Origin of the sequence: Pseudomonas capsici, from assembly GCF_017165765.1 — a bacterium.
Taxonomy (GTDB): domain Bacteria; phylum Pseudomonadota; class Gammaproteobacteria; order Pseudomonadales; family Pseudomonadaceae; genus Aquipseudomonas; species Aquipseudomonas capsici.
The window spans coordinates 62011-80792 of the sequence record NZ_JAFGZD010000017.1 but is presented as its reverse complement, the minus strand read 5'-3'; the positions used below and the strand labels follow the sequence as shown (position 1 = coordinate 80792).

Below are 18782 nucleotides of genomic sequence, written 5' to 3'. Positions count from 1 at the left end.
TATACCCGGCATCACGTTGCATTTATTCCCCAGGAGAACGTTTCGACCATGATGCGCATTTTGCTGTTTTTGGCCACTAACCTTGCGGTCGTGCTGATTGCCAGCATTACCTTGAGCCTTTTTGGCTTCAATGGGTTCATGGCGGCCAATGGGGTTGATCTCAACCTCAATCAGCTGCTGGTCTTCTGCGCCGTGTTCGGTTTCGCCGGCTCGCTGTTCTCGCTGCTCATCTCCAAATGGTCGGCAAAAATGAGCACCGGCACGCAGATCATTACCCAGCCTCGCACTCGCCATGAGCAATGGTTGCTGCAGACCGTGGAGCAACTGTCCCGTGAAGCCGGTATCAAGATGCCGGAAGTCGGTATTTTCCCGGCCTATGAGGCCAACGCCTTCGCCACGGGCTGGAACAAGAACGACGCTCTGGTTGCAGTCAGCCAGGGTCTGCTGGAGCGTTTCTCGCCCGACGAAGTCAAGGCAGTACTGGCCCACGAAATCGGCCACGTAGCCAATGGCGACATGGTGACACTGGCGCTGGTACAAGGCGTGGTGAACACCTTCGTCATGTTCTTTGCGAGGATCATCGGCAACTTCGTCGACAAGGTGATCTTCAAGACTGAAAACGGCCAGGGTATCGCCTACTACATCACCACGATCTTCGCCGAGCTGGTGCTGGGCTTCCTGGCCAGCGCCATCGTGATGTGGTTCTCGCGCAAACGCGAATACCGGGCTGACGAAGCTGGCGCCCGACTGGCTGGTACCGGCGCAATGATTGGCGCACTGCAACGCCTGCGCTCCGAACAGGGCGTACCGGTCAACATGCCAAGCACCATGAGCGCGTTCGGCATCAATGGCGGTCTCAAGCACGGGCTGGCAGGCCTGTTCATGAGCCACCCGCCACTGGAAGAACGTATCGAGGCGCTGCGTCGCCGCGGTTGATCCAGAACTGCAATCGGAAGGGCGACGCGAGTCGCCCTTTTTTGTGCCTGCCTGATTGAGACGCCCATAAAACTTCAGGAATTTCGATCAAAACACCTAAGAACTTATATTGGATTCCGATCAATGCCCTACCCCAAGATAGACACATCCCAATACTCAGGACCTCAACATGTTCCCCAGCCTGTTTATCTCCCACGGCTCACCCATGCTGGCTCTCGAACCCGGCGAAAGCGGCCCGGTGCTGGCACGTCTGGCGAGTGAAATGCCTGCTCCCAAGGCCATCGTGATCGTTTCGGCTCACTGGGAAAGCAACGAACTGATCGTCAACGGCAACCCGCAACCGGAAACCTGGCATGACTTCGGCGGCTTCCCGGCAGCCCTGTTCGCCGTTCAATATCCTGCCAGGGGCTTGCCGACGCTGAGCGCCGAAGTGGTCGAACTACTGGCCGCCAATGGCCTGCCCGCACGTATCGATAGTCGACGCCCCTTTGACCATGGCGTATGGGTACCGCTGTCGCTGATGTATCCGCAAGCTGATATCCCGGTGGTGCAGGTTTCCCTGCCAAGCCGTCAGGGCCCGGCCTTGCAGACCCGAGTCGGTCAGGCTCTCTCCAGCCTGCGTGAACAGGGCGTACTGATCATAGGCTCCGGCAGCATCACCCATAACCTGCGGGAACTGGACTGGAATGCCGACCCTGAAAGCATCGAGCCGTGGGCGAAAGCATTCCGCGACTGGATGATCGAACGACTGGAAAACGACGACGAGTCGGCATTGCACGACTACCGGGCACTGGCTCCACACGCCGTACGCAACCATCCGAGCGATGAGCACCTGCTGCCCCTGTATTTCGCTCGCGGAGCTGGTGGCAGATTCAGCATTGCCTATCAGGGGTTCACCATGGGAGCACTGGGCATGGATATCTACCGCTTTGGCTGAGCGAATCCCGAGCAAAAAAAATCCCCGAACCAGTCGGGGATTTTTCATCTGACGATCAACTCAAGCGTCGATCAGTCTTCACGATAGCGACGCAGCTTCAACTGCTTGCCAGCAACGCGAGTGTCCTTGAGCTTGGTCAGCAGGCGCTCGAGGCCATCTTCCGGCAGCTCGACCAGACTGAAGCTGTCACGGACCTGGATACGACCGATCGCTTCGCGGGCCAGACCGCCTTCGTTGAGGATTGCACCCAGCAGGTTCTTGGCAGCGATACCGTCACGCGCACCCAGCGCGGTACGGCAACGGGCACGGCCTTCGGCCAGTGGCATCGGAGCACGACGCTCGCGCTCTGGACGATCACCGCGATCGCTACGCTCGCCACGCGGCGTGCTGTTCGGAACCAGCGGACGCTCACGCTCGATGGCGGACAGCGTCAGCGCCTGACCATTGGTGGCCTTGCGCAGCAGGGCAGCAGCCAGAGCACGCGGCGTGCAGCCGATGTCGGCAGTCAGACGATCGAGCAGATCACCATGGCTGGCTTCTGCATCGGCAACCAGCGGCGACAGGCTGTTGGTCAGTTTCTTGATGCGGGCATCCAGAACGGCCTGGGAATCCGGCAGGCGGACTTCCACGACTTTCTGGCCAGTCACACGCTCGATCACTTGCAGCATGCGGCGCTCACGCGGAGTCACCAGCAACAGCGCACGACCTTCGCGACCGGCACGGCCGGTACGACCGATACGGTGAACGTAGGACTCGGGATCGTAAGGCATGTCAACGTTGAACACGTGAGTGATGCGCGGAACGTCGAGACCACGGGCAGCAACGTCGGTCGCAACAACGATGTCCAGACGGCCATCCTTGAGGGAGTCGATGACGCGCTCACGCTGGTTCTGGGCGATGTCGCCGTTCAGTGCAGCAGCCTTGTAGCCTTTGGCTTCCAGGGCACTGGCCAGATCCAGGGTCGCCTGCTTGGTACGCACGAACATGATCAGGGCGTCGAAATCCTCGACTTCCAGCAGGCTCAGTACGGCAGAGGTTTTCTGGTCAGCGTGAACCAGCAGGTGAGCCTGCTCGATCGCGGTGACGGTCTGGGTCTTGGTCTGGATCTTGACGTGCTTCGGATCGCGCAGATGGCGCTCGGCGATGGCACGGATCGACTGCGGCAGGGTAGCCGAGAACAGAACGGTCTGACGGCTTTCCGGCATGGCCTTGAAGATGACTTCCAGGTCATCCATGAAGCCCAGCTTGAGCATTTCGTCCGCTTCGTCGAGAACCAGGTGGTTCACGGTAGCCAGGACTTTTTCGTCGCGACGCAGGTGATCGCACAGACGACCCGGTGTAGCGACAACGATCTGCGCGCCATTGCGGATGGCCTTGAGCTGCGGGCCCATTGGAGCGCCACCGTAGACGGCAACGACCGTCACGCCTGGCATCTGCTTGGCGTAGGTTTCGAACGCGGTGGCAACCTGCAGTGCCAGCTCGCGGGTTGGAGCGAGGATCAGGGCTTGCGGCTCACGCTTGCTCGGATCGATACGATGCAGGATGGGCAGGGCGAACGCGGCGGTCTTGCCGGTACCGGTCTGCGCCTGGCCGATCATGTCGTGGCCGGCAAGAATAATCGGGATGGACTGCTGCTGAATGGCCGAAGGCTCTTCGTAGCCGGTCGCGATGACGGCTGCAACAATACTCGGATGAAGGTCGAGAGCGGCGAAGCCGCCGATTTCCTGGGTCATGGGTCTGCCTCTGGTGCATCCGCAAAGACCCATGCTTCAAAGCTGCGCGTGCCGTGTACGACCTTGAGGTCACCCTGGCTGCTTTGTCGGCGGGGATTTGCGAAAACGTTTGATGAATGGATCGTCAAGAATAGTCCGCAAAGCGGACAAGCAACCGAAGCAGGCTCCGGATAGCTGCGATACCTGACGAGGGCCTCTTAAGGCCGGCGCGCACTATACCGGAATTGCGTTTGAAAGTGAGGGTTTTTTTACAAAATATTGGCGGTTGAAAGAGCGTTTGCAGGCATCTCGCAACCGGACAAACCGGCCGCAATGCCTTGAGAGCCCGAGATTACGGGCGTGAGCACTTAAACGTTTCACTCTTTCATGCATATGAATCTGGTTGCGCCCTGCACGGTGCGGCGAAATGTCTCACTCCGACCTCTCGCCACACCCTCAGCTCGCTGGGCGAATATCCTTGATCAAAGGCAGCAACGAATAACCCAGTCGAGGCGCAAGCACCTCGGCGCGCAAGGTCAGCGACTCGATATTCAGGGTCTGGTCCAGATCGGCCGGGACAATCAGGATGACATTGCCCTCCTTCACCGGCAGTTCCCAGTAATGCCGGTGGTACAGCCCGCGCAACAAGGCCGCACCCAGAGGCTTGCCGTCATCGGTGGCCCACTGGTTGATGATCAGCCAGCCTCCCGGATTGAGGCGCTGCTGACAGTTCTGAAGAAATCTCCAGGCCAGGTGCCCTGCTCCCGGCCCTACATCGGTATAGAGGTCGACGAAGATCAGGTCCGCTGTTTCGGCACTGTCGAGCAGTTCGAGGGCATCACCGATACGTATATAAAGACGCGGATCGTCGTCGAGCCCCATGTACTCGATTGCCAGACGCGGTACATCCGGACGCAGTTCTATGACTTCCACGTCTTCAAGAGGCAGAAACTTCATGCAGGCCTGAGTCAGGGTCCCGGCCCCCAGCCCGAGAAACAGTGCGCTCTCGGGAGCCTCATGGCACAAGGCACCGATCAGCATGGCACGGGTGTAGTCATACTCCAGCCAACTGGGGTCGGCCGTGAAGGTACAACTCTGCTCGATGGCATCGCCAAATTCGAGGAAGCGATACTCATCCACCTCAAGTACGCGAATCATGCCGAAATCATCATGGACTTCGGCAAGAATCCGTTCTTCGCGCTCACGCTCTTCAGTCATCACCTTTCCCGGTTGGCCATCGCGCCGAGCGCAAAGGGCGAATTGTCAGCCAAGCGAAAGCATTTGTCACAACTATCGAGCCAACTCGTCCCCCACCACACGCAGCTTCACGACGAACTGTTACCATGCGGATTCGATTGCATACCCCCAAGAGCCAATAATGAGCCAACCCTGGAGCCCCGACAGCTGGCGGGCATTACCTATTCAGCAACAACCTCAATACCCTGACGCCAGACACCTGGCAGAAGTCGAACAACGTCTGGCCAGCTATCCGCCACTGGTGTTCGCCGGTGAAGCCCGGGACCTGCGTCGTCAGTTTGCCGAAGTCTCCCAAGGCCGTGCCTTCCTGCTGCAAGGCGGCGATTGCGCCGAAAGCTTCATGGAGTTTTCGGCGGCGAAGATCCGCGACACCTTCAAAGTGTTGCTGCAAATGGCGGTGGTGATGACCTTTGCCGCCGGCTGCCCGGTAGTCAAGGTCGGGCGCATGGCCGGACAATTCGCCAAGCCGCGCTCCTCCAATGATGAAACCATCGATGGCGTGACATTGCCGGCCTATCGTGGCGATATCGTCAACGCCATCGGTTTCGACGAGAAAAGCCGTGTGCCGGACCCGGAACGCCTTCTGCAGGCGTACCACCAGTCCACAGCCACCCTGAACCTGTTGCGCGCCTTCGCCCAGGGTGGTTTTGCCGATCTGCATCAGGTCCATCAGTGGAACCTGGATTTCATTGCCAACTCGGCACTGGCGCAGAAGTACAGCCAACTGGCCGACCGCATCGATGAAACCCTGGCATTCATGCGCGCATGCGGCATGGACAGCTCGCCCCAACTGCGTGAAACGAGTTTCTTCACTGCTCACGAAGCCTTGCTGTTGAACTATGAAGAAGCCTTCGTTCGCCGCGACAGCCTGACCAACGATTTCTACGACTGCTCGGCGCACATGCTGTGGATTGGCGATCGCACCCGGCAACTGGACGGCGCCCACGTGGAGTTCCTGCGCGGGGTCAATAACCCGATCGGCGTCAAGGTCGGCCCGAGCATGGACACCGACGTTCTTATTCGTCTGATCGACATCCTCAACCCGGACAACGACCCTGGTCGCCTGAACCTTATCGCCCGCATGGGCGCGAACAAGGTCGGTGAGCACTTGCCGCAACTGATCCGGGCCGTGGAGCGCGAAGGCCGCAAGGTGCTGTGGAGCTCCGATCCGATGCATGGCAACACCATCAAGGCCAGCAGCGGTTACAAGACCCGTGACTTTGCGCAGATCCTTGGGGAAGTGAAGCAGTTCTTCCAGGTGCATCAGGCAGAAGGCACCTATGCAGGCGGTATCCACATAGAAATGACTGGGCAGAACGTCACCGAATGCATCGGCGGCGCACGTCCGATTACCGAGGATGGATTGTCGGATCGTTACCACACCCACTGCGACCCACGGATGAATGCCGATCAGTCGCTGGAGCTGGCGTTTCTGATTGCCGAGACATTGAAACAAGTGAAACGCTGAAAAACCGGCTCTGTCCGTCAGAGGACTGTAGGAGGCAGCTTGCTGGCGACAACGTGAAGTCGCCAGCAAGCTGCCTCCTACAGTATTACCAGCGCTGTACCAGAGACACCACAACACTTAGAGCCAATTCATTCGCGAACGAAAGGATTCTCGAACAAGCGGAGCGCCGCCCGATTCGCCCCTGCCACCCTCACGTCCGGCAGCCCCAACCAGTCAGCCAGTTGGCGCAGATTCTGGACAAGAGCCTGCCTGCCCTCCTCGTCCAGCCCAGGTTCCTCTTCATGCACGGCATGCACCGCCAGGCAACCGGCCGCCCGTTCGGAGCGAAGGTCGACGCGCGCCGCGATCCGCTCGTTGTGCAGGAACGGCAGCACGTAATAGCCATAGACTCGCTTGTGCTGTGGCGTGTAGATCTCAAGGCGATAGCGGAAGTCGAACAGGCGCTCGGTGCGCGCCCGCTCCCAGATCAGAGAGTCGAATGGCGACAATAGCGCGCTGGCTGACACCTTGCGCGGCACAGGAGTGTCCGACAGACAGAATGCAGGCTGCTTCCAGCCTTCGACCCGAACCCGTTGCAACGCTCCCATCTCGACCAGTTCAGCCAGGGCAACACGACTGGGTAGCGGGTCCTGCCGGAAATAATCTCGCAAGTCCTTTTCCGTACCGACGCCCAATGCTTTTGCTGCATGCAGCAACAGACCACGCTGGGCCTGGGCTTCATCGATTTCCGGATGATCGAGAGCGGCTGCCGGAAGCACCCGCTCCGGCAGGTCATACAAACGCTCGAAACCTCGACGCCCCGACACCGTGACATCCCCGGCGGCAAACAACCATTCCAGCGCAAGCTTTTCGGCACTCCAGTCCCACCAGGGGCCTGCACGCTCCTGCCGAGAACCGAGGCTGCCGGCTCCCAGCGCACCCCGCTCACGAACAGCCTGCAAGACCCGCTCGATAACCGGTCGTTGCTCGCGACCAAAGCGTGCCAGTTGCTGATAAATACCTTCGCCCCTGGCTGCGCGCCGCATCCGCCAGCGCATCAGCGGATAAAACTCGATGGGCAACAGCGAAGCTTCATGCCCCCAATACTCGAATAACGCTCGATGCCGTCCCTGACTCCAGGCAGCCTGATCCAGCAGAGCCTGGGAATAATTGCCCAGCCGTGAATACAGCGGCAGGTAGTGAGAACGCACAAGCGCATTGACCGAGTCGATCTGCACCACACCGAGGCGTCGGATCAACTGCGTGACATGACCGGCCTTGATAATGGCTGGTGGCTGGCGCCCGGTGAAACCCTGAGCGGCCAGTGCCAGACGACGTGCTTGCTTGAGAGACAGTTCTGCAGACATTCGATACTCCCGACCGAGCCTGCAACGCTAGCCGATTATGTGCCGCTCTGTCAGCTTCAGAGCTTGAACATCAGAATCACGGCGCAGAACACCAGAAACAGACAGAACAGGTAGCGCAGCAACCGCTCGGGCATCGAATGGGCAAGCCTCACGCCCCAACTGACGCTGGCCAGGCCGCCAATGGCAAGAGGAATCCCCATGGACCAATTGACATGGTCATGCAGCGCATAGGTAAACAGGGTTATCGCCGTGCTCGGCACCGCCAGGGTCAATGCCAGCCCCTGGGCAACCACCTGGGTCGCACCGAACACGCTGGTGAGGATCGGCGTGGCAACCACGCCACCACCGACTCCGAACAACCCGCCGGTGACGCCCGAGCCCACACCCAGCAGCCACAGCCAGTTGGCGTGACGCAACTGCGTACTGGCCTGCCCCTTGCGCGAAAACATCTGGGCGAGGTTGAAAATCGTCAGCAGGATCAGGAAAACCACAAACCCGATACGCATGTGCTGTGCATCGATCCTGACCGCCAGCAAGGAAGTGAGCCATGCCAGAAAGAAGCTCGGAACAATCAGCATCAGTGCATTACGAAACAGAACACGGTTGCGCTGGTTATAACGCCACAAGGCCAGTAACACGTTGGGCAGTACCATCAACAGTGCAGTCCCCTGGGCCAATTGCTGATCGAGACCGAACAGCACCCCCAATGCCGGAATCGCGACCAGGCCACCACCAATTCCGAATAGCCCACCCAGGGTACCCATCGCGGCACCCATCAACACGAACATCACAACTTCAATCACACCACATCCCCAGTCAGCCCACGGGGGTGAATGCTACGCAGTCTTGACCCGCAGGCATACGACCAACGGCAGAATGTAGCAACATATCGTGCACGCCTGCTCCACGACTCGTATCCTGTACCCCTGAGCGACTGGATTTATCTGGCGCATTAAAGATCACGACACTAAATTAGATGAATTCTACTGCCTGCGAGGATCGCCCATGAATGCCGAAGACCGTCTTGATCCCGAGACTTCTGCCGATTGCGACTCGTTGCTGCTGGATAATCAACTGTGTTTCGCCCTCTATTCCACCTCGCTGATGATGACCAAGGTCTACAAGCCTTTGCTCCAGGCGCTGGGCCTCACCTATCCACAGTATCTGGCCATGATGGTGCTGTGGGAGAAGGAAGGTCTGACCGTCGGTGATGTCAGCACACGCCTGCTGACCGATCCCGGCTCATTGACACCGCTGCTCAAGCGCCTGGAAGCCGAAGGCTTGATCAGCCGTACCCGCAGCAAAGAGGACGAGCGTGTGGTGCTGCTGCATCTGACAGAACAAGGCCGTGCCCTCCAGCAAAAAGCCAGAGATGTTCCGGGCTGCATCCTCTCTTCAAGTGGCCTGACGCTCGACAAGCTGCGCGTGCTGCAGAACGAATTGCTGGACCTTCGCACCCATCTGCAGGACAGCCTCTAGGCTGACTGCAAGTCCTCTCATGGCTTTTCGCCCCATTGCCGACGAACGGTAAAAACCCCGCAAGCCATTGTTTTAAATGGATTTAAAACCCTGAAACAACCTCTCTCTACCCCATTCTGAAGGGTTGAGCAGTCCAGATTCCCAACAATTAACTTGCGCGCTAAATATTTGCGCTATAAATTTAAAACCAATTAGTTAGCGCACTAAATTATTGCGAACAAGCAAACAACCTGCGAGGTAATGCCATGAACACTCTCTATACCGCTGTTGCAACTGCTACCGGTGGCCGTGACGGTCGTGCCGTTTCCAGTGACAAGATCCTCGACGTCAAACTGGCAACCCCCAAGGAACTCGGCGGCGCAGGCGGTGAAGCCACCAACCCCGAGCAACTGTTTGCTGCCGGTTACTCGGCCTGCTTCATCGGTGCCCTGAAATTCGTCGCTGGCCAGAGCAAACGCAGCATTCCGGCTGACGCCTCTATCACCGCTCATGTCGGCATTGGTCAGATTCCAGGCGGCTTCGGTCTGGACATTGATCTGCACATCAGCCTGCCGGGTCTGGAACAGGCCGATGCCCAGCAACTGGTCGATGCTGCTCACCAGGTCTGCCCTTACTCCAACGCTACCCGCGGCAATGTTGACGTGCGCTTGCATGTAACTGTCTAACCCCACCGGTACAGGAGTCGAACATGAAAACCTTCAGCAAAGTCTTGACCGGTACTCTTCTGGCCCTGTCCGTTGGCAGCGCCTTTGCCTCAGGCAGCACAGACATCGAGCACAACACCCAACGCTTTCTGGATGCCCTGAACTCAGGCACCGGCAAGCCAATCGAGCAGTTGTCGCCCAAAGATGCCCGAGCGGTACTGGTCGGTGCTCAAGCAGGGGTCAAGCTGACGCTACCCAAGGCCGAGGTCAGTGAGAAAACCATCAAGGTGGACGGCCAGTCCATCAGCCTGAACATCGTGCGCCCTGCCGGTGTGAAAGGGACCTTGCCGGTCTTCATGTTCTTCCACGGTGGTGGCTGGGTACTGGGGGACTTCCCGACCCACGAACGCCTGGTTCGTGACCTGGTAGAGGGTTCGGGAGCGGTGGCAGTGTTCGTCAACTACACGCCATCGCCAGAGGCGCATTACCCGACCGCGATCAATCAGGCTTATGCGGCAACCAAGTGGGTCGCCGAGCATGGCAAGGAAATCAATGTCGATGGCAAGCGCCTGGCCGTTGCCGGTAACAGTGTCGGCGGCAACATGGCGGCAGTGGTTGCCCTGATGGCCAAGGACAAAGGCACTCCGGCACTCAGGTATCAGGTGCTGCTGTGGCCTGTCACGGATGCGAACTTCGATACAGCTTCCTATGACCAGTACGCCGAAGGACACTTCCTGACCCGCAACATGATGAAGTGGTTCTGGGACAACTACACCACCGATGCCGCGCAACGTAACGAGATCTATGCCTCGCCATTGCGTGCCTCCATCGATCAGTTGAAAGGTCTGCCGCCAGCACTGGTGCAAACAGCAAGTGCCGACGTGCTGCGCGACGAAGGTGAAGCCTATGCCCGCAAACTGGATCAGGCTGGGGTGGCGGTCACGGCAGTGCGTTACAACGGCATGATCCACGACTACGGCCTGCTCAATGTGGTCAGCCAGGTTCCTGCTGTCCGCTCAGCGATGCTGCAGGCATCTCAGGAACTCAAAGCGCATCTGAAGTAAAACCGGCAGACACAAAAAACCCGCATCGCTGCGGGTTTTTTGCGTATCGGGGCTACAAAACCATGCTTATTTGGCACGGCCTTTGTAGGAACCGCCGTCACGGGTATCGATCTCGATCATGTCGCCGATTTCGATGAAGTCAGCAACGCTCAGCTCGGTACCGTTTTTCAGTTTGGCAGGCTTCATGACCTTGCCCGAAGTGTCGCCACGAGCGGAACCTTCGGTGTAGTCAACCTGACGAACGATGGTGGTCGGCAGCTCTACGGAAACCAGACGCTCTTCGAAGAACACGGCTTCGCAGACGTCGGTCATGCCTTCTTCGACGAATGGCAGAACGGCTTCGATGTCTTCAGCGTTCAGCTCGTACATGGTGTAGTCAGTGGTGTCCATGAACGTGTAGGAGTCACCGCTGATGAAAGACAGGGTAGCTTCCTTGCGATCCAGGATCACGTCGTCCAGCTTGTCGTCGGCGCTGTATACGGTTTCAGTCTTGTAACCGGTCAGCAGGTTCTTCAGCTTGGTCTTCATGATCGCGCTGTTACGACCGGACTTGGTGAACTCGGCCTTCTGGACCAGCCAAGGATCGTTGTCGATACGGATCACGGTACCGGGTTTCAGCTCTTTACCAGTTTTCATTGCATATATCCGAATATGGATTGAAATAGCCAAAGGCTCTGTACGAGAAATAGCCTGCACAGGCACTTTTCGTACAGAGCCTGATATCAAGGCCGCGTATCATAGCGAATTTCGACAAAACTGTACTAGCGCCGCGGCAAGATCGGTTTGTGAGGCCTGTTCCAGACACCAGTGTTCGGCATGCTTTTCAAGCTCGGACCAGTGAATGCCCAGTGCTTTCCAGTTTGCAGCGAGGTCACGACCGGCATTCCAGTCCTGCCAAAGCGCATTCAGTGCGTGTCCGGCCTCAGGCGAAAGCCCGGCCAGATAGAGCTCCAGAAAGGCATCGAGCTTGGGCAGATGGGCATCGCCTTCCTGCTGATAGATATGCCAAAGCATCGGACGTCCCGCCCACTGGGCTCGCACGAAAGAGTCCTCGCCCCGCACGACATTGAAATCACAGCACCAGAGCAGCCGGTCATAGTCCTGCTGCCTGACGAACGGCAAAACCTGAATACTGAGGGCGCCACGCCTGTGCAGGGCTCCTGCCTGCAAGGTATCGGCTCCAAGCCAGCGCTGGACATCACCCAGCACACGCCCTTCGGGCACCAGCAAATGAGTCGGGCGCTCGTCATTGGCCAGCAGCTCGAGCCAACTGCCAATACCGGGATTCTCGTAAGCGAACACCGAAATCAGGCGAGCCCCTGCACAGGGCTCGATCCCCAGTTGCTGCAGAAAACCTTGCCGGGCCGACTTGTCGTGCTGAAAAGCCTGACGCTGTTCGAGCAGCCCGTGCTCACGCAACAGACCGCCGGTCGTCTCGCGAAAGCCGGGGAAGAAAAAGAACTTCTTCAAGCCACTCGACTGCAGCGATGGCAGGCCGTGGCAGCCGGTGACCCATTCTTCGGCACTGAGATAGTCCAGATTCAGCCACACAGGCCGAGGCGAGCGCTGCAACATCGCTTCGGTGTACACAGGCGGCAGGCGGCAGGCAAAGGCTTCAACCACGACATCGGCAACATCGGTAGCCGTCCAGCATTGAGGCCAGTGGCAGATACTCACGCCCTCCTGCCACTGCTGCGCAGCTTCGGCGCTGGCCTGGGGGTAAAGACGAACGAACGCCGACAGGTCATCGATCCACAAACGCACATTCAGGTCATGCTCGGCCACCAGTTGGCGCGCCAGTCGCCAGGTCACGCCGACATCGCCATAGTTGTCGACGACACTACAAAAAATGTCCCAAGAGGCTTTCATCCCGGCTCCCTGAGGCTGGATTTGGAAAAACGCTGATTGTCCTTCAGAACAACAGGTTTCCACCAGCGCCAGCCATGGCACAATTGCCCGCGTCGTCCACGCCTGGAGCTCAGCCATGCCGTCCTATCCGAATCGTCGCGAACTGTATGTTTCCCTGAAACTGATTCTCTGTATCGCGCTGGGCATCTGGCTGGGAGCGATGGCAGTGGTTCTGACAGGCTTTCTGTTCTACAAGAGCCTTCCACCGGCCCAGACCCAGGTGCTGGAAAAAGCCGCAGCCCAATTGCGAGCACCCGCTGCGCCGCAGATCGAGCCGGAAAGCACCATGTTCCAGAAGTACGAGCATAACCTGCGCGAGAGCGAAGCCCGTCAGGCCCGTGAGCAGGCCCAGGAGTTGCAGCAGAAAAACTTCAGCCGCTCGAAATGCGACTTCTGGATGCAGCAGGATCGTACGGCCCCCAGCGAAAAAAGCCGTGCGGGCATCAATCAATATTGCGGATAACCCATGAACAAGGCTGACGTCCTGCAACAGATCATCGACAGGTTGAAAATCGATCTGGATATCGCTCTGCGTGCCGCGCAGACCGCTTATGAAACCGCAACTCACGAAGAAAACATTGCCGAGAACAAGTACGACACGCTGGGGCTCGAGGCGTCATACCTGGCAACGGGCCAGGCGCGCCGTGTCGAGGAGATCCGTCAGTCACTGGCGCTCTATCAGAGCTGGGTGCTCAAACCATTCGATGAAGCACGCGGTATTCAGACAGGTGATCTGGTTACCCTTGAAGCCTTGAATGGTCAGGAGCAGTACCTGTTCGTTGGTCCGGATGCGGCCGGTCTGAAGGTCAATTCGGACAATCTGCCAATTACCGTAATCACGACTCGTGCGCCTCTGGGGCAGAGTCTGCTGGGCAAATTCGAAGGCGATAGTGTCGAAATCACCATCAATGGCAACCATCAATCCTTTGAGGTCACTCAGGCTGAGTGACACGCCTATCATTTTCAGGGTTTCCGACCAGAGTTTTTGTGGGTAATGTAAACCGTTGTTACACAGGGGCTACATCGCAGCATGCAAGGACTCAATCAAGGAGATATTTCATGACGAACGTCATCGCCTTTCCTGACGCCCATGAACGTGATCGCCTGAAGTCCAGCGAAGAACCGGCGTTGAGGTATTTGAACAAGAAAGAACGGCTGCTGATCGATCAACTGCGTTCGACCAGCCATGCGGGACGCCAGTATGTGTATGACTATGCGAACATCATGCATCTTTCGAAACCTCTGTATCCGGAGCCGGTGGACTGAACCGCCTGCCCGTCCATAACACTGCCTGACAACACGGCAGGCAGCACTGCACTGCGCATTTGGGGCATTCATCTTCTTGAAGCCCCGATAGCGAGTCTGTGTACCCGCGCGTCATGACATCCCACCTCCTCTCCCATCACCTGCTGCCCGTACAGTCAGGTGCCATCCATTTGCGCACTTTACATTTGTGGCCATAACCAATAAATATTATGAGCATAATTTTTTTGGCAATTCCAAGCCACATCCAGGAGTAAAGCGCCATGCAAAACCTCTCGCGTGATGAAAAACTTGCCCTGTGGCATGAGGAAGAAAGGTACATGCGGGCGCGTCTGGGCCCGGCAGGCACCACCAACCTTGCCGAGGTCGCGGCACTGGAGCCTGTCGATTTTCTGGAGGGTATCGGTCGCGGCGAATTCCCCGCCCCGCCGATTGGCGTTCTGATGGACTTCATTCCGTTGCAGTGGCTGCCCGGACTGTTCATCTTTCAAGGCACCCCCGACAGCCGCCACTACAACCCGCTGGGCACGGTGCATGGCGGATATGCCGCGACCTTGCTGGACTCTTGCATGGGTTGCGCAATTCATACCCGACTCAAGAAGGGCCAGGGTTATACCACCCTCGATTTGCGGGTCAGCTATGTACGTGCGCTAAGCGACAAGGTCGGACCCGTTCGGGCCGAAGGCAAGGTCATTCATCTTGGGCGTTCGACGGCACTGGCCGAAGGACGCCTGTATGACGTGGATGACCGCTTGTACGCGACCGCCAGCACGACTTGCATGATTCTGGACATGAACCGCTAGGTTCGGATTGGTACACAGAAGGGAAGCCTTCCACAGAGTCAGGGCAGACTCTGTGGAGGCTCGGTTGCTTATTGCATCAGCGAGTAGACCAGCGCGGTAATCGCTACGATACCGGCCATCACCACAAATACGTTGGACAGCTTGCCCGAGTACTGGCGCATGGCAGGAACCTTGCGGATGGCATACATCGGCATCAGGAACAGCAACGCCGAGATGATCGGGCCACCCAGGGTTTCGATCATGCCCAGGATGCTTGGGTTGAGTGTCGCCACCAGCCAGCACACCAACAGCATGAAACCGGCAGTCAGACGATCCAGAGTGCGTGGCTCCGGACGGCGACCGGTTTTCACGATCAGGCCTTTCAAGCCTTCGCTGGCACCGATGTAGTGACCCAGGAAGGATTTGGCGATGGCCACGAAAGCAATCAGCGGCGCGACAAAAGCAATGGTCGGGTTGCTGAAATGGTTGGCCAGGTAAGACAGGATCGAAATGTTCTGCGCCTTGGCCTCAGCCAGTTGTGCCGGCGACAGGGTCAGCACGCAACTGAACACGAAGAACAGCACCATCACCACCATCAGACCGTGGGCGCGGGCCAGAATCTGCGAGCTGCGTACTTCTGCATTCTTGCCGTGCAAGCGCTTCTGGTCGACGGCAAAGGCCGAGATGATCGGTGTGTGGTTGAAGGAGAACACCATCACCGGAATCGCCAGCCACAGGGCAGGCAGGAACGCCGATGGCTCAGGCAAGGTGCTTGCCGTGCTCAGAATGCCGCCGGTCCAGTGCGGAATCAGGTACACCGACAGAAACAGCAACGCCACGATGAACGGATACACCATCAGGCTCATGGCCTTGACGATCAGTCGCTCGCCACAACGCACCACCAGCAGCAGGCCCAGAATCATCAGGAAGGCCAGCAGTGCTCGCGGCGGAGCCGGTACATGCAGTTGATGCTCGAGAAAGCTGGTGACCGTATTGGTCAAGGCAACACTGTAGATCAGCAGGATCGGAAAAATCGCGAAGAAGTACAGCAGCGTGATCATTGCCCCGGCGCCCTTGCCGAAATGCTGCTCGACCACTTCGGTGATATCGGCACCGTCACGCCCGGACAAGACGAAACGAGTCAGGCCACGGTGCGCATAAAACGTCATGGGGAAAGCCAGCAATGCCAGTGCCAGCAGCGGCCAGAAACCACCGATGCCAGCGTTGATCGGCAGAAACAGAGTGCCAGCACCGATAGCGGTACCAAACAGTCCCAGCATCCAGGTTGTATCGTGACGACTCCACGCAGCTACGCTCGCGTGTTCTGTATCCAGGCGTTCTACGACGCCGTTGGCCTGATCATTCATCCGGTCTGGTCTCCGTGGCCGGTTATTCAAATCGGAAGGGGCATGTCGTAACTTGGCAGTCAAAGGCCCCTCCCGAAACAGGGGGCGCGATTGTCAGGGATCCCGGAAAGAAATCAAAGAGTTATCAGACCGAACGTCCGATAGTCACGCACAAATCCACAAGGATTTTCGAGACAACCCCAGGTTGTCCCGGATATGTACCGCACTACATCCAGCCCAGCCACTTCCAGTAGGTCATGCCGAACACCAGCATCAGGACATAACCGATCAGGGTCATCGGAATGCCTATTCTGGCGAATTGCCGGGCATCGAAGGTTTCGGTCCCCAGACAGACCATGTTCTGCGGCGCATTGATGGGCAGGATAAAACCGTAACTGACCACAAACCCCAGCAGCATGGTCATGCCCAACCGGTTGAAATCCCCGGGCAGGGTTTGCAGCACGGCGATCAGGATCGGCAACAATGCCGAGGTCAAGGCCGTTGCACTGGCAAACCCCAGGTGAATCAGAATCAGGAACGCACCCAGAATGGCAAAAATCCCCAGAGCGCCGAGCTGATCGAGCCCGGTTCCGCTCACGACCTGACCTCCCAGCCACTGACCGGCCCGGGTCGTCAGCAAGGCCGTGCCCAGGCTGATACCGACGCCGAACACAATCACGGTTCCCCACGGAATGCGCGACTGCACATCCTTCCAGGTCATGACGCCCCAACGCGGCAGAAGCAGAATCACCAGGCCCGCGTAGGTGGTGGAAGTGGTATCGAAACTGTGCAGCTTGCCCTCGGTCGACCAGAACAGCAGCAACAGTACAGAAACGCTCAGCAGCCGCTTCTGGGCACCGGTCATCGGGCCTATGTCGGTCAGGGACTGCGCAACCGCTTCCTTGCCTCCGGGAATACTGTCGCTTTCCGGTGGCAGAAGCTTGAGGACCAGCAGAATCAGCACTCCCGACATGATCAACGCCCAGGGCGCACCGGCGATCAGCCAGTCGATCCAGGAAACCCGCTGGCCGAGCATCTTGTCCATGAAGCCTGCAGTCAGGAGGTTCTGTGCGGCTGCCGTCTGGATGCCGATGTTCCAGACACTGGTGCCCTGGGCCACGATGATCATGATCGCCACGGCAATATTCGAACGCTTGTCGACGCCAAATGCCGCAATCACTCCCATCATGATGGGCACAACACACGCGCTGCGTGCCGTCGCACTGGGCACCACAAGGCTGAGCAGAATGGTGACGGCAATGGCGCCGATCATGATCCGGCGAGTACTGGTGCCGATTCGCGACAGGGTAACCAGCGCAATACGCCGGTCCAGCCCGGTGTGGGTCATGGCCGCAGCCAGGAAGAGCGCCCCGGTGACCAGAGCCAGTGCCGAATTGGAAAACCCGCTCAGGGCCATCGTGATAGCGGCGGATGACCCATACAGCACCGAAGGGTCCTGCAAGGTGGGTGCCGAGCCAATCAGAAACGCAATCAGCGAAGTGATCATGATTGCGCTGGCTTCGTAGGAAACAGCCTCGGTAATCCACACCACGACGGCAAAGGTCAGAATCGCCAGCATCCGGTGGCCCGCAACCGGCAAGTCATCGGGCATAGGCAAGAACAGCACTGCGACCATGGCCAGTACACCGATCAACAGGCCCATGGGAATTTTCACCTTGCCCTTCGGTGTTTCAGGCGTCTCTACAGACAGGTTCATGCTGATTCCTGTGTCTCATTCCATCGAAATGCACGCCTGCAAAAGCAAGCGCTACGGTCACGACCATTCTGGACCTGGACCGGATTCATGCCCTTGATGTCGATCAAGCCGTTATCAGATGGCCAGCCAGGAAAAACGAATGCCGGATATCTGAAATTAGTTACCATCCACAATTGACAATGATTATCATCCACACTAATTTGTTGCGCGATATGTCGGGGCCTCCCTGCAAACTCATTGCTGCCAGGTGATTTCCATGCCGGAACGACTGACCACAAGTATGTGTGATACCCCCCTGCTCCAGGCCTTCGTCGACAACCGTCCGGTTCTGGTCAAAGTAGCCACCCGCATCACCGGCTGTACCTCCCGTGCAGAAGATGTGGTGCAGGATGCATTCTTCCGCCTGCAGTCAGCCCCGGAAATCTCTTCATCGATCAAGGCCCAATTGAGTTACCTGTTTCAGATCGTGCGCAATCTGGCCATCGATCACTATCGCAAGCAGGCACTTGAGCAAAAGTACTCGGGCAGCGAAGAAGAGGGGCTGAATGTGGTCGTGCACGGTGCATCCCCCGAAACCTCGCACATCAATTTCGTGACCCTGGAACACATCGCCGACGCTCTGGCTCAGTTGCCCAGCCGCACCCGCTACGCATTCGAGATGTATCGCCTGCACGGCGTACCGCAAAAAGAAATCGCCCGGGAACTGGGAGTCTCACCGACACTGGTCAACTTCATGATCCGCGATGCGCTGGTACATTGCCGCAAGGTTTCCCGCCAGGACCTGTCGCCCCCTGCCCCCTGAGACTCCTCTGACGGGCGGTACCATCCTTTCGTAGTATGCCGATCGGCAGGTTCTGCCTTGCGTAAAAACACGTAGCATGAGCCCGTCTTGAACTTGCATTACTGAATGTGTCCAAGACCCG

19 protein-coding genes are annotated in these 18782 nt (G+C 58.1%); 11 read left to right on the top strand and 8 right to left on the bottom strand.

The window, feature by feature from the left end:
- Positions 1-48: 48 nt before the first annotated feature.
- Positions 49-936: a protease HtpX gene (htpX, locus tag JSY17_RS19765; RefSeq protein WP_117185170.1), complete on the top strand. Its 888-nt coding sequence runs from the start codon at positions 49-51 to the stop codon at positions 934-936.
- Between the two features lie 169 nt (positions 937-1105).
- Positions 1106-1873 (top strand): DODA-type extradiol aromatic ring-opening family dioxygenase, encoded by a 768-nt coding sequence (locus JSY17_RS19760; protein WP_206402990.1) that lies wholly within the window; start codon positions 1106-1108, stop codon positions 1871-1873.
- 71 nt (positions 1874-1944) lie between these two features.
- Here the strand turns inward: JSY17_RS19760 and JSY17_RS19755 are convergent, their stop codons facing one another.
- A complete protein-coding gene (locus JSY17_RS19755; RefSeq protein ID WP_200976801.1) occupies positions 1945-3639 on the bottom strand; it encodes a DEAD/DEAH box helicase in 1695 nt (564 codons plus the stop codon).
- A gap of 402 nt (positions 3640-4041) precedes the next feature.
- Positions 4042-4803 (bottom strand): spermidine synthase, encoded by a 762-nt coding sequence (locus JSY17_RS19750; protein ID WP_206402991.1) that lies wholly within the window; start codon positions 4801-4803, stop codon positions 4042-4044.
- A gap of 160 nt (positions 4804-4963) precedes the next feature.
- Here JSY17_RS19750 and JSY17_RS19745 point away from each other — a divergent pair, with 160 nt between their 5' ends.
- Positions 4964-6310, top strand: coding sequence for a class II 3-deoxy-7-phosphoheptulonate synthase (locus tag JSY17_RS19745; RefSeq protein WP_206402992.1), 1347 nt, complete (start codon positions 4964-4966; stop codon positions 6308-6310).
- A gap of 128 nt (positions 6311-6438) precedes the next feature.
- On the opposite strand, the gene JSY17_RS19740 is transcribed toward JSY17_RS19745, so the two are convergent.
- The gene (locus JSY17_RS19740; protein WP_206402993.1) at positions 6439-7656 is read right to left on the bottom strand and encodes a winged helix-turn-helix domain-containing protein; all 1218 of its coding nucleotides are present in this window, start codon (positions 7654-7656) and stop codon (positions 6439-6441) included.
- Between the two features lie 56 nt (positions 7657-7712).
- A complete protein-coding gene (locus JSY17_RS19735; protein ID WP_162880394.1) occupies positions 7713-8459 on the bottom strand; it encodes a sulfite exporter TauE/SafE family protein in 747 nt (248 codons plus the stop codon).
- A gap of 202 nt (positions 8460-8661) precedes the next feature.
- Between JSY17_RS19735 and JSY17_RS19730 the strand changes: the two genes are divergently transcribed.
- From JSY17_RS19730 to JSY17_RS19720, 3 genes are all read left to right on the top strand, one after another.
- Complete coding sequence (locus JSY17_RS19730; protein WP_117181138.1) at positions 8662-9135, top strand: MarR family winged helix-turn-helix transcriptional regulator; 474 nt, start codon at positions 8662-8664, stop codon at positions 9133-9135.
- Between the two features lie 245 nt (positions 9136-9380).
- Positions 9381-9800 (top strand): organic hydroperoxide resistance protein, encoded by a 420-nt coding sequence (locus tag JSY17_RS19725; protein ID WP_025261270.1) that lies wholly within the window; start codon positions 9381-9383, stop codon positions 9798-9800.
- Positions 9801-9823: 23 nt separating this feature from the next.
- On the top strand, positions 9824-10843 hold the full coding sequence (locus tag JSY17_RS19720; protein ID WP_117181137.1) for an alpha/beta hydrolase: 1020 nt from the start codon (positions 9824-9826) through the stop codon (positions 10841-10843).
- Between the two features lie 66 nt (positions 10844-10909).
- Here the strand turns inward: JSY17_RS19720 and JSY17_RS19715 are convergent, their stop codons facing one another.
- Positions 10910-11479 (bottom strand): elongation factor P, encoded by a 570-nt coding sequence (locus JSY17_RS19715; protein WP_117164043.1) that lies wholly within the window; start codon positions 11477-11479, stop codon positions 10910-10912.
- Positions 11480-11578: 99 nt separating this feature from the next.
- Entirely contained in the window at positions 11579-12712 is a 1134-nt protein-coding gene (earP, locus tag JSY17_RS19710) for an elongation factor P maturation arginine rhamnosyltransferase EarP (RefSeq protein ID WP_117185166.1), read from the bottom strand.
- A 115-nt stretch (positions 12713-12827) separates the two neighbouring features.
- Here earP and JSY17_RS19705 point away from each other — a divergent pair, with 115 nt between their 5' ends.
- From JSY17_RS19705 to JSY17_RS19690, 4 genes are all read left to right on the top strand, one after another.
- The gene (locus JSY17_RS19705) at positions 12828-13214 is read left to right on the top strand and encodes a hypothetical protein (RefSeq protein WP_206402994.1); all 387 of its coding nucleotides are present in this window, start codon (positions 12828-12830) and stop codon (positions 13212-13214) included.
- A 3-nt stretch (positions 13215-13217) separates the two neighbouring features.
- Positions 13218-13700: a GreA/GreB family elongation factor gene (locus JSY17_RS19700; RefSeq protein WP_117185165.1), complete on the top strand. Its 483-nt coding sequence runs from the start codon at positions 13218-13220 to the stop codon at positions 13698-13700.
- Between the two features lie 110 nt (positions 13701-13810).
- On the top strand, positions 13811-14017 hold the full coding sequence (locus tag JSY17_RS19695; protein WP_117164039.1) for a hypothetical protein: 207 nt from the start codon (positions 13811-13813) through the stop codon (positions 14015-14017).
- Positions 14018-14277: 260 nt separating this feature from the next.
- Positions 14278-14817, top strand: a complete 540-nt coding sequence (locus tag JSY17_RS19690; protein ID WP_206402995.1) for a PaaI family thioesterase — start codon at positions 14278-14280, stop codon at positions 14815-14817.
- Positions 14818-14885: 68 nt separating this feature from the next.
- Here JSY17_RS19690 and JSY17_RS19685 read toward each other — a convergent pair whose 3' ends face one another.
- Positions 14886-16163, bottom strand: a complete 1278-nt coding sequence (locus JSY17_RS19685; protein ID WP_206402996.1) for an aromatic amino acid transport family protein — start codon at positions 16161-16163, stop codon at positions 14886-14888.
- A gap of 205 nt (positions 16164-16368) precedes the next feature.
- Positions 16369-17859, bottom strand: coding sequence for a DASS family sodium-coupled anion symporter (locus tag JSY17_RS19680; protein WP_206403002.1), 1491 nt, complete (start codon positions 17857-17859; stop codon positions 16369-16371).
- A gap of 256 nt (positions 17860-18115) precedes the next feature.
- Between JSY17_RS19680 and JSY17_RS19675 the strand changes: the two genes are divergently transcribed.
- Positions 18116-18661 carry an RNA polymerase factor sigma-70 gene (locus JSY17_RS19675; protein ID WP_206403003.1) on the top strand — a complete coding sequence of 182 codons (546 nt, stop codon included), beginning with the start codon at positions 18116-18118 and terminating at the stop codon, positions 18659-18661.
- Positions 18662-18782 lie beyond the last annotated feature (121 nt).

Coding starts and splice junctions, on each gene's coding strand:
- htpX (WP_117185170.1), top strand. CDS start 49: ATGATGCGCATTTTGCTGTTTTTGGCCACTAACCTTGCGGTCGTGCTG.
- JSY17_RS19760 (WP_206402990.1), top strand. CDS start 1,106: ATGTTCCCCAGCCTGTTTATCTCCCACGGCTCACCCATGCTGGCTCTC.
- JSY17_RS19755 (WP_200976801.1), bottom strand. CDS start 3,639: ATGGGTCTTTGCGGATGCACCAGAGGCAGACCCATGACCCAGGAAATC.
- JSY17_RS19750 (WP_206402991.1), bottom strand. CDS start 4,803: ATGACTGAAGAGCGTGAGCGCGAAGAACGGATTCTTGCCGAAGTCCAT.
- JSY17_RS19745 (WP_206402992.1), top strand. CDS start 4,964: ATGAGCCAACCCTGGAGCCCCGACAGCTGGCGGGCATTACCTATTCAG.
- JSY17_RS19740 (WP_206402993.1), bottom strand. CDS start 7,656: ATGTCTGCAGAACTGTCTCTCAAGCAAGCACGTCGTCTGGCACTGGCC.
- JSY17_RS19730 (WP_117181138.1), top strand. CDS start 8,662: ATGAATGCCGAAGACCGTCTTGATCCCGAGACTTCTGCCGATTGCGAC.
- JSY17_RS19725 (WP_025261270.1), top strand. CDS start 9,381: ATGAACACTCTCTATACCGCTGTTGCAACTGCTACCGGTGGCCGTGAC.
- JSY17_RS19720 (WP_117181137.1), top strand. CDS start 9,824: ATGAAAACCTTCAGCAAAGTCTTGACCGGTACTCTTCTGGCCCTGTCC.
- JSY17_RS19715 (WP_117164043.1), bottom strand. CDS start 11,479: ATGAAAACTGGTAAAGAGCTGAAACCCGGTACCGTGATCCGTATCGAC.
- earP (WP_117185166.1), bottom strand. CDS start 12,712: ATGAAAGCCTCTTGGGACATTTTTTGTAGTGTCGTCGACAACTATGGC.
- JSY17_RS19705 (WP_206402994.1), top strand. CDS start 12,828: ATGCCGTCCTATCCGAATCGTCGCGAACTGTATGTTTCCCTGAAACTG.
- JSY17_RS19700 (WP_117185165.1), top strand. CDS start 13,218: ATGAACAAGGCTGACGTCCTGCAACAGATCATCGACAGGTTGAAAATC.
- JSY17_RS19695 (WP_117164039.1), top strand. CDS start 13,811: ATGACGAACGTCATCGCCTTTCCTGACGCCCATGAACGTGATCGCCTG.
- JSY17_RS19690 (WP_206402995.1), top strand. CDS start 14,278: ATGCAAAACCTCTCGCGTGATGAAAAACTTGCCCTGTGGCATGAGGAA.
- JSY17_RS19685 (WP_206402996.1), bottom strand. CDS start 16,163: ATGAATGATCAGGCCAACGGCGTCGTAGAACGCCTGGATACAGAACAC.
- JSY17_RS19680 (WP_206403002.1), bottom strand. CDS start 17,859: ATGAACCTGTCTGTAGAGACGCCTGAAACACCGAAGGGCAAGGTGAAA.
- JSY17_RS19675 (WP_206403003.1), top strand. CDS start 18,116: ATGCCGGAACGACTGACCACAAGTATGTGTGATACCCCCCTGCTCCAG.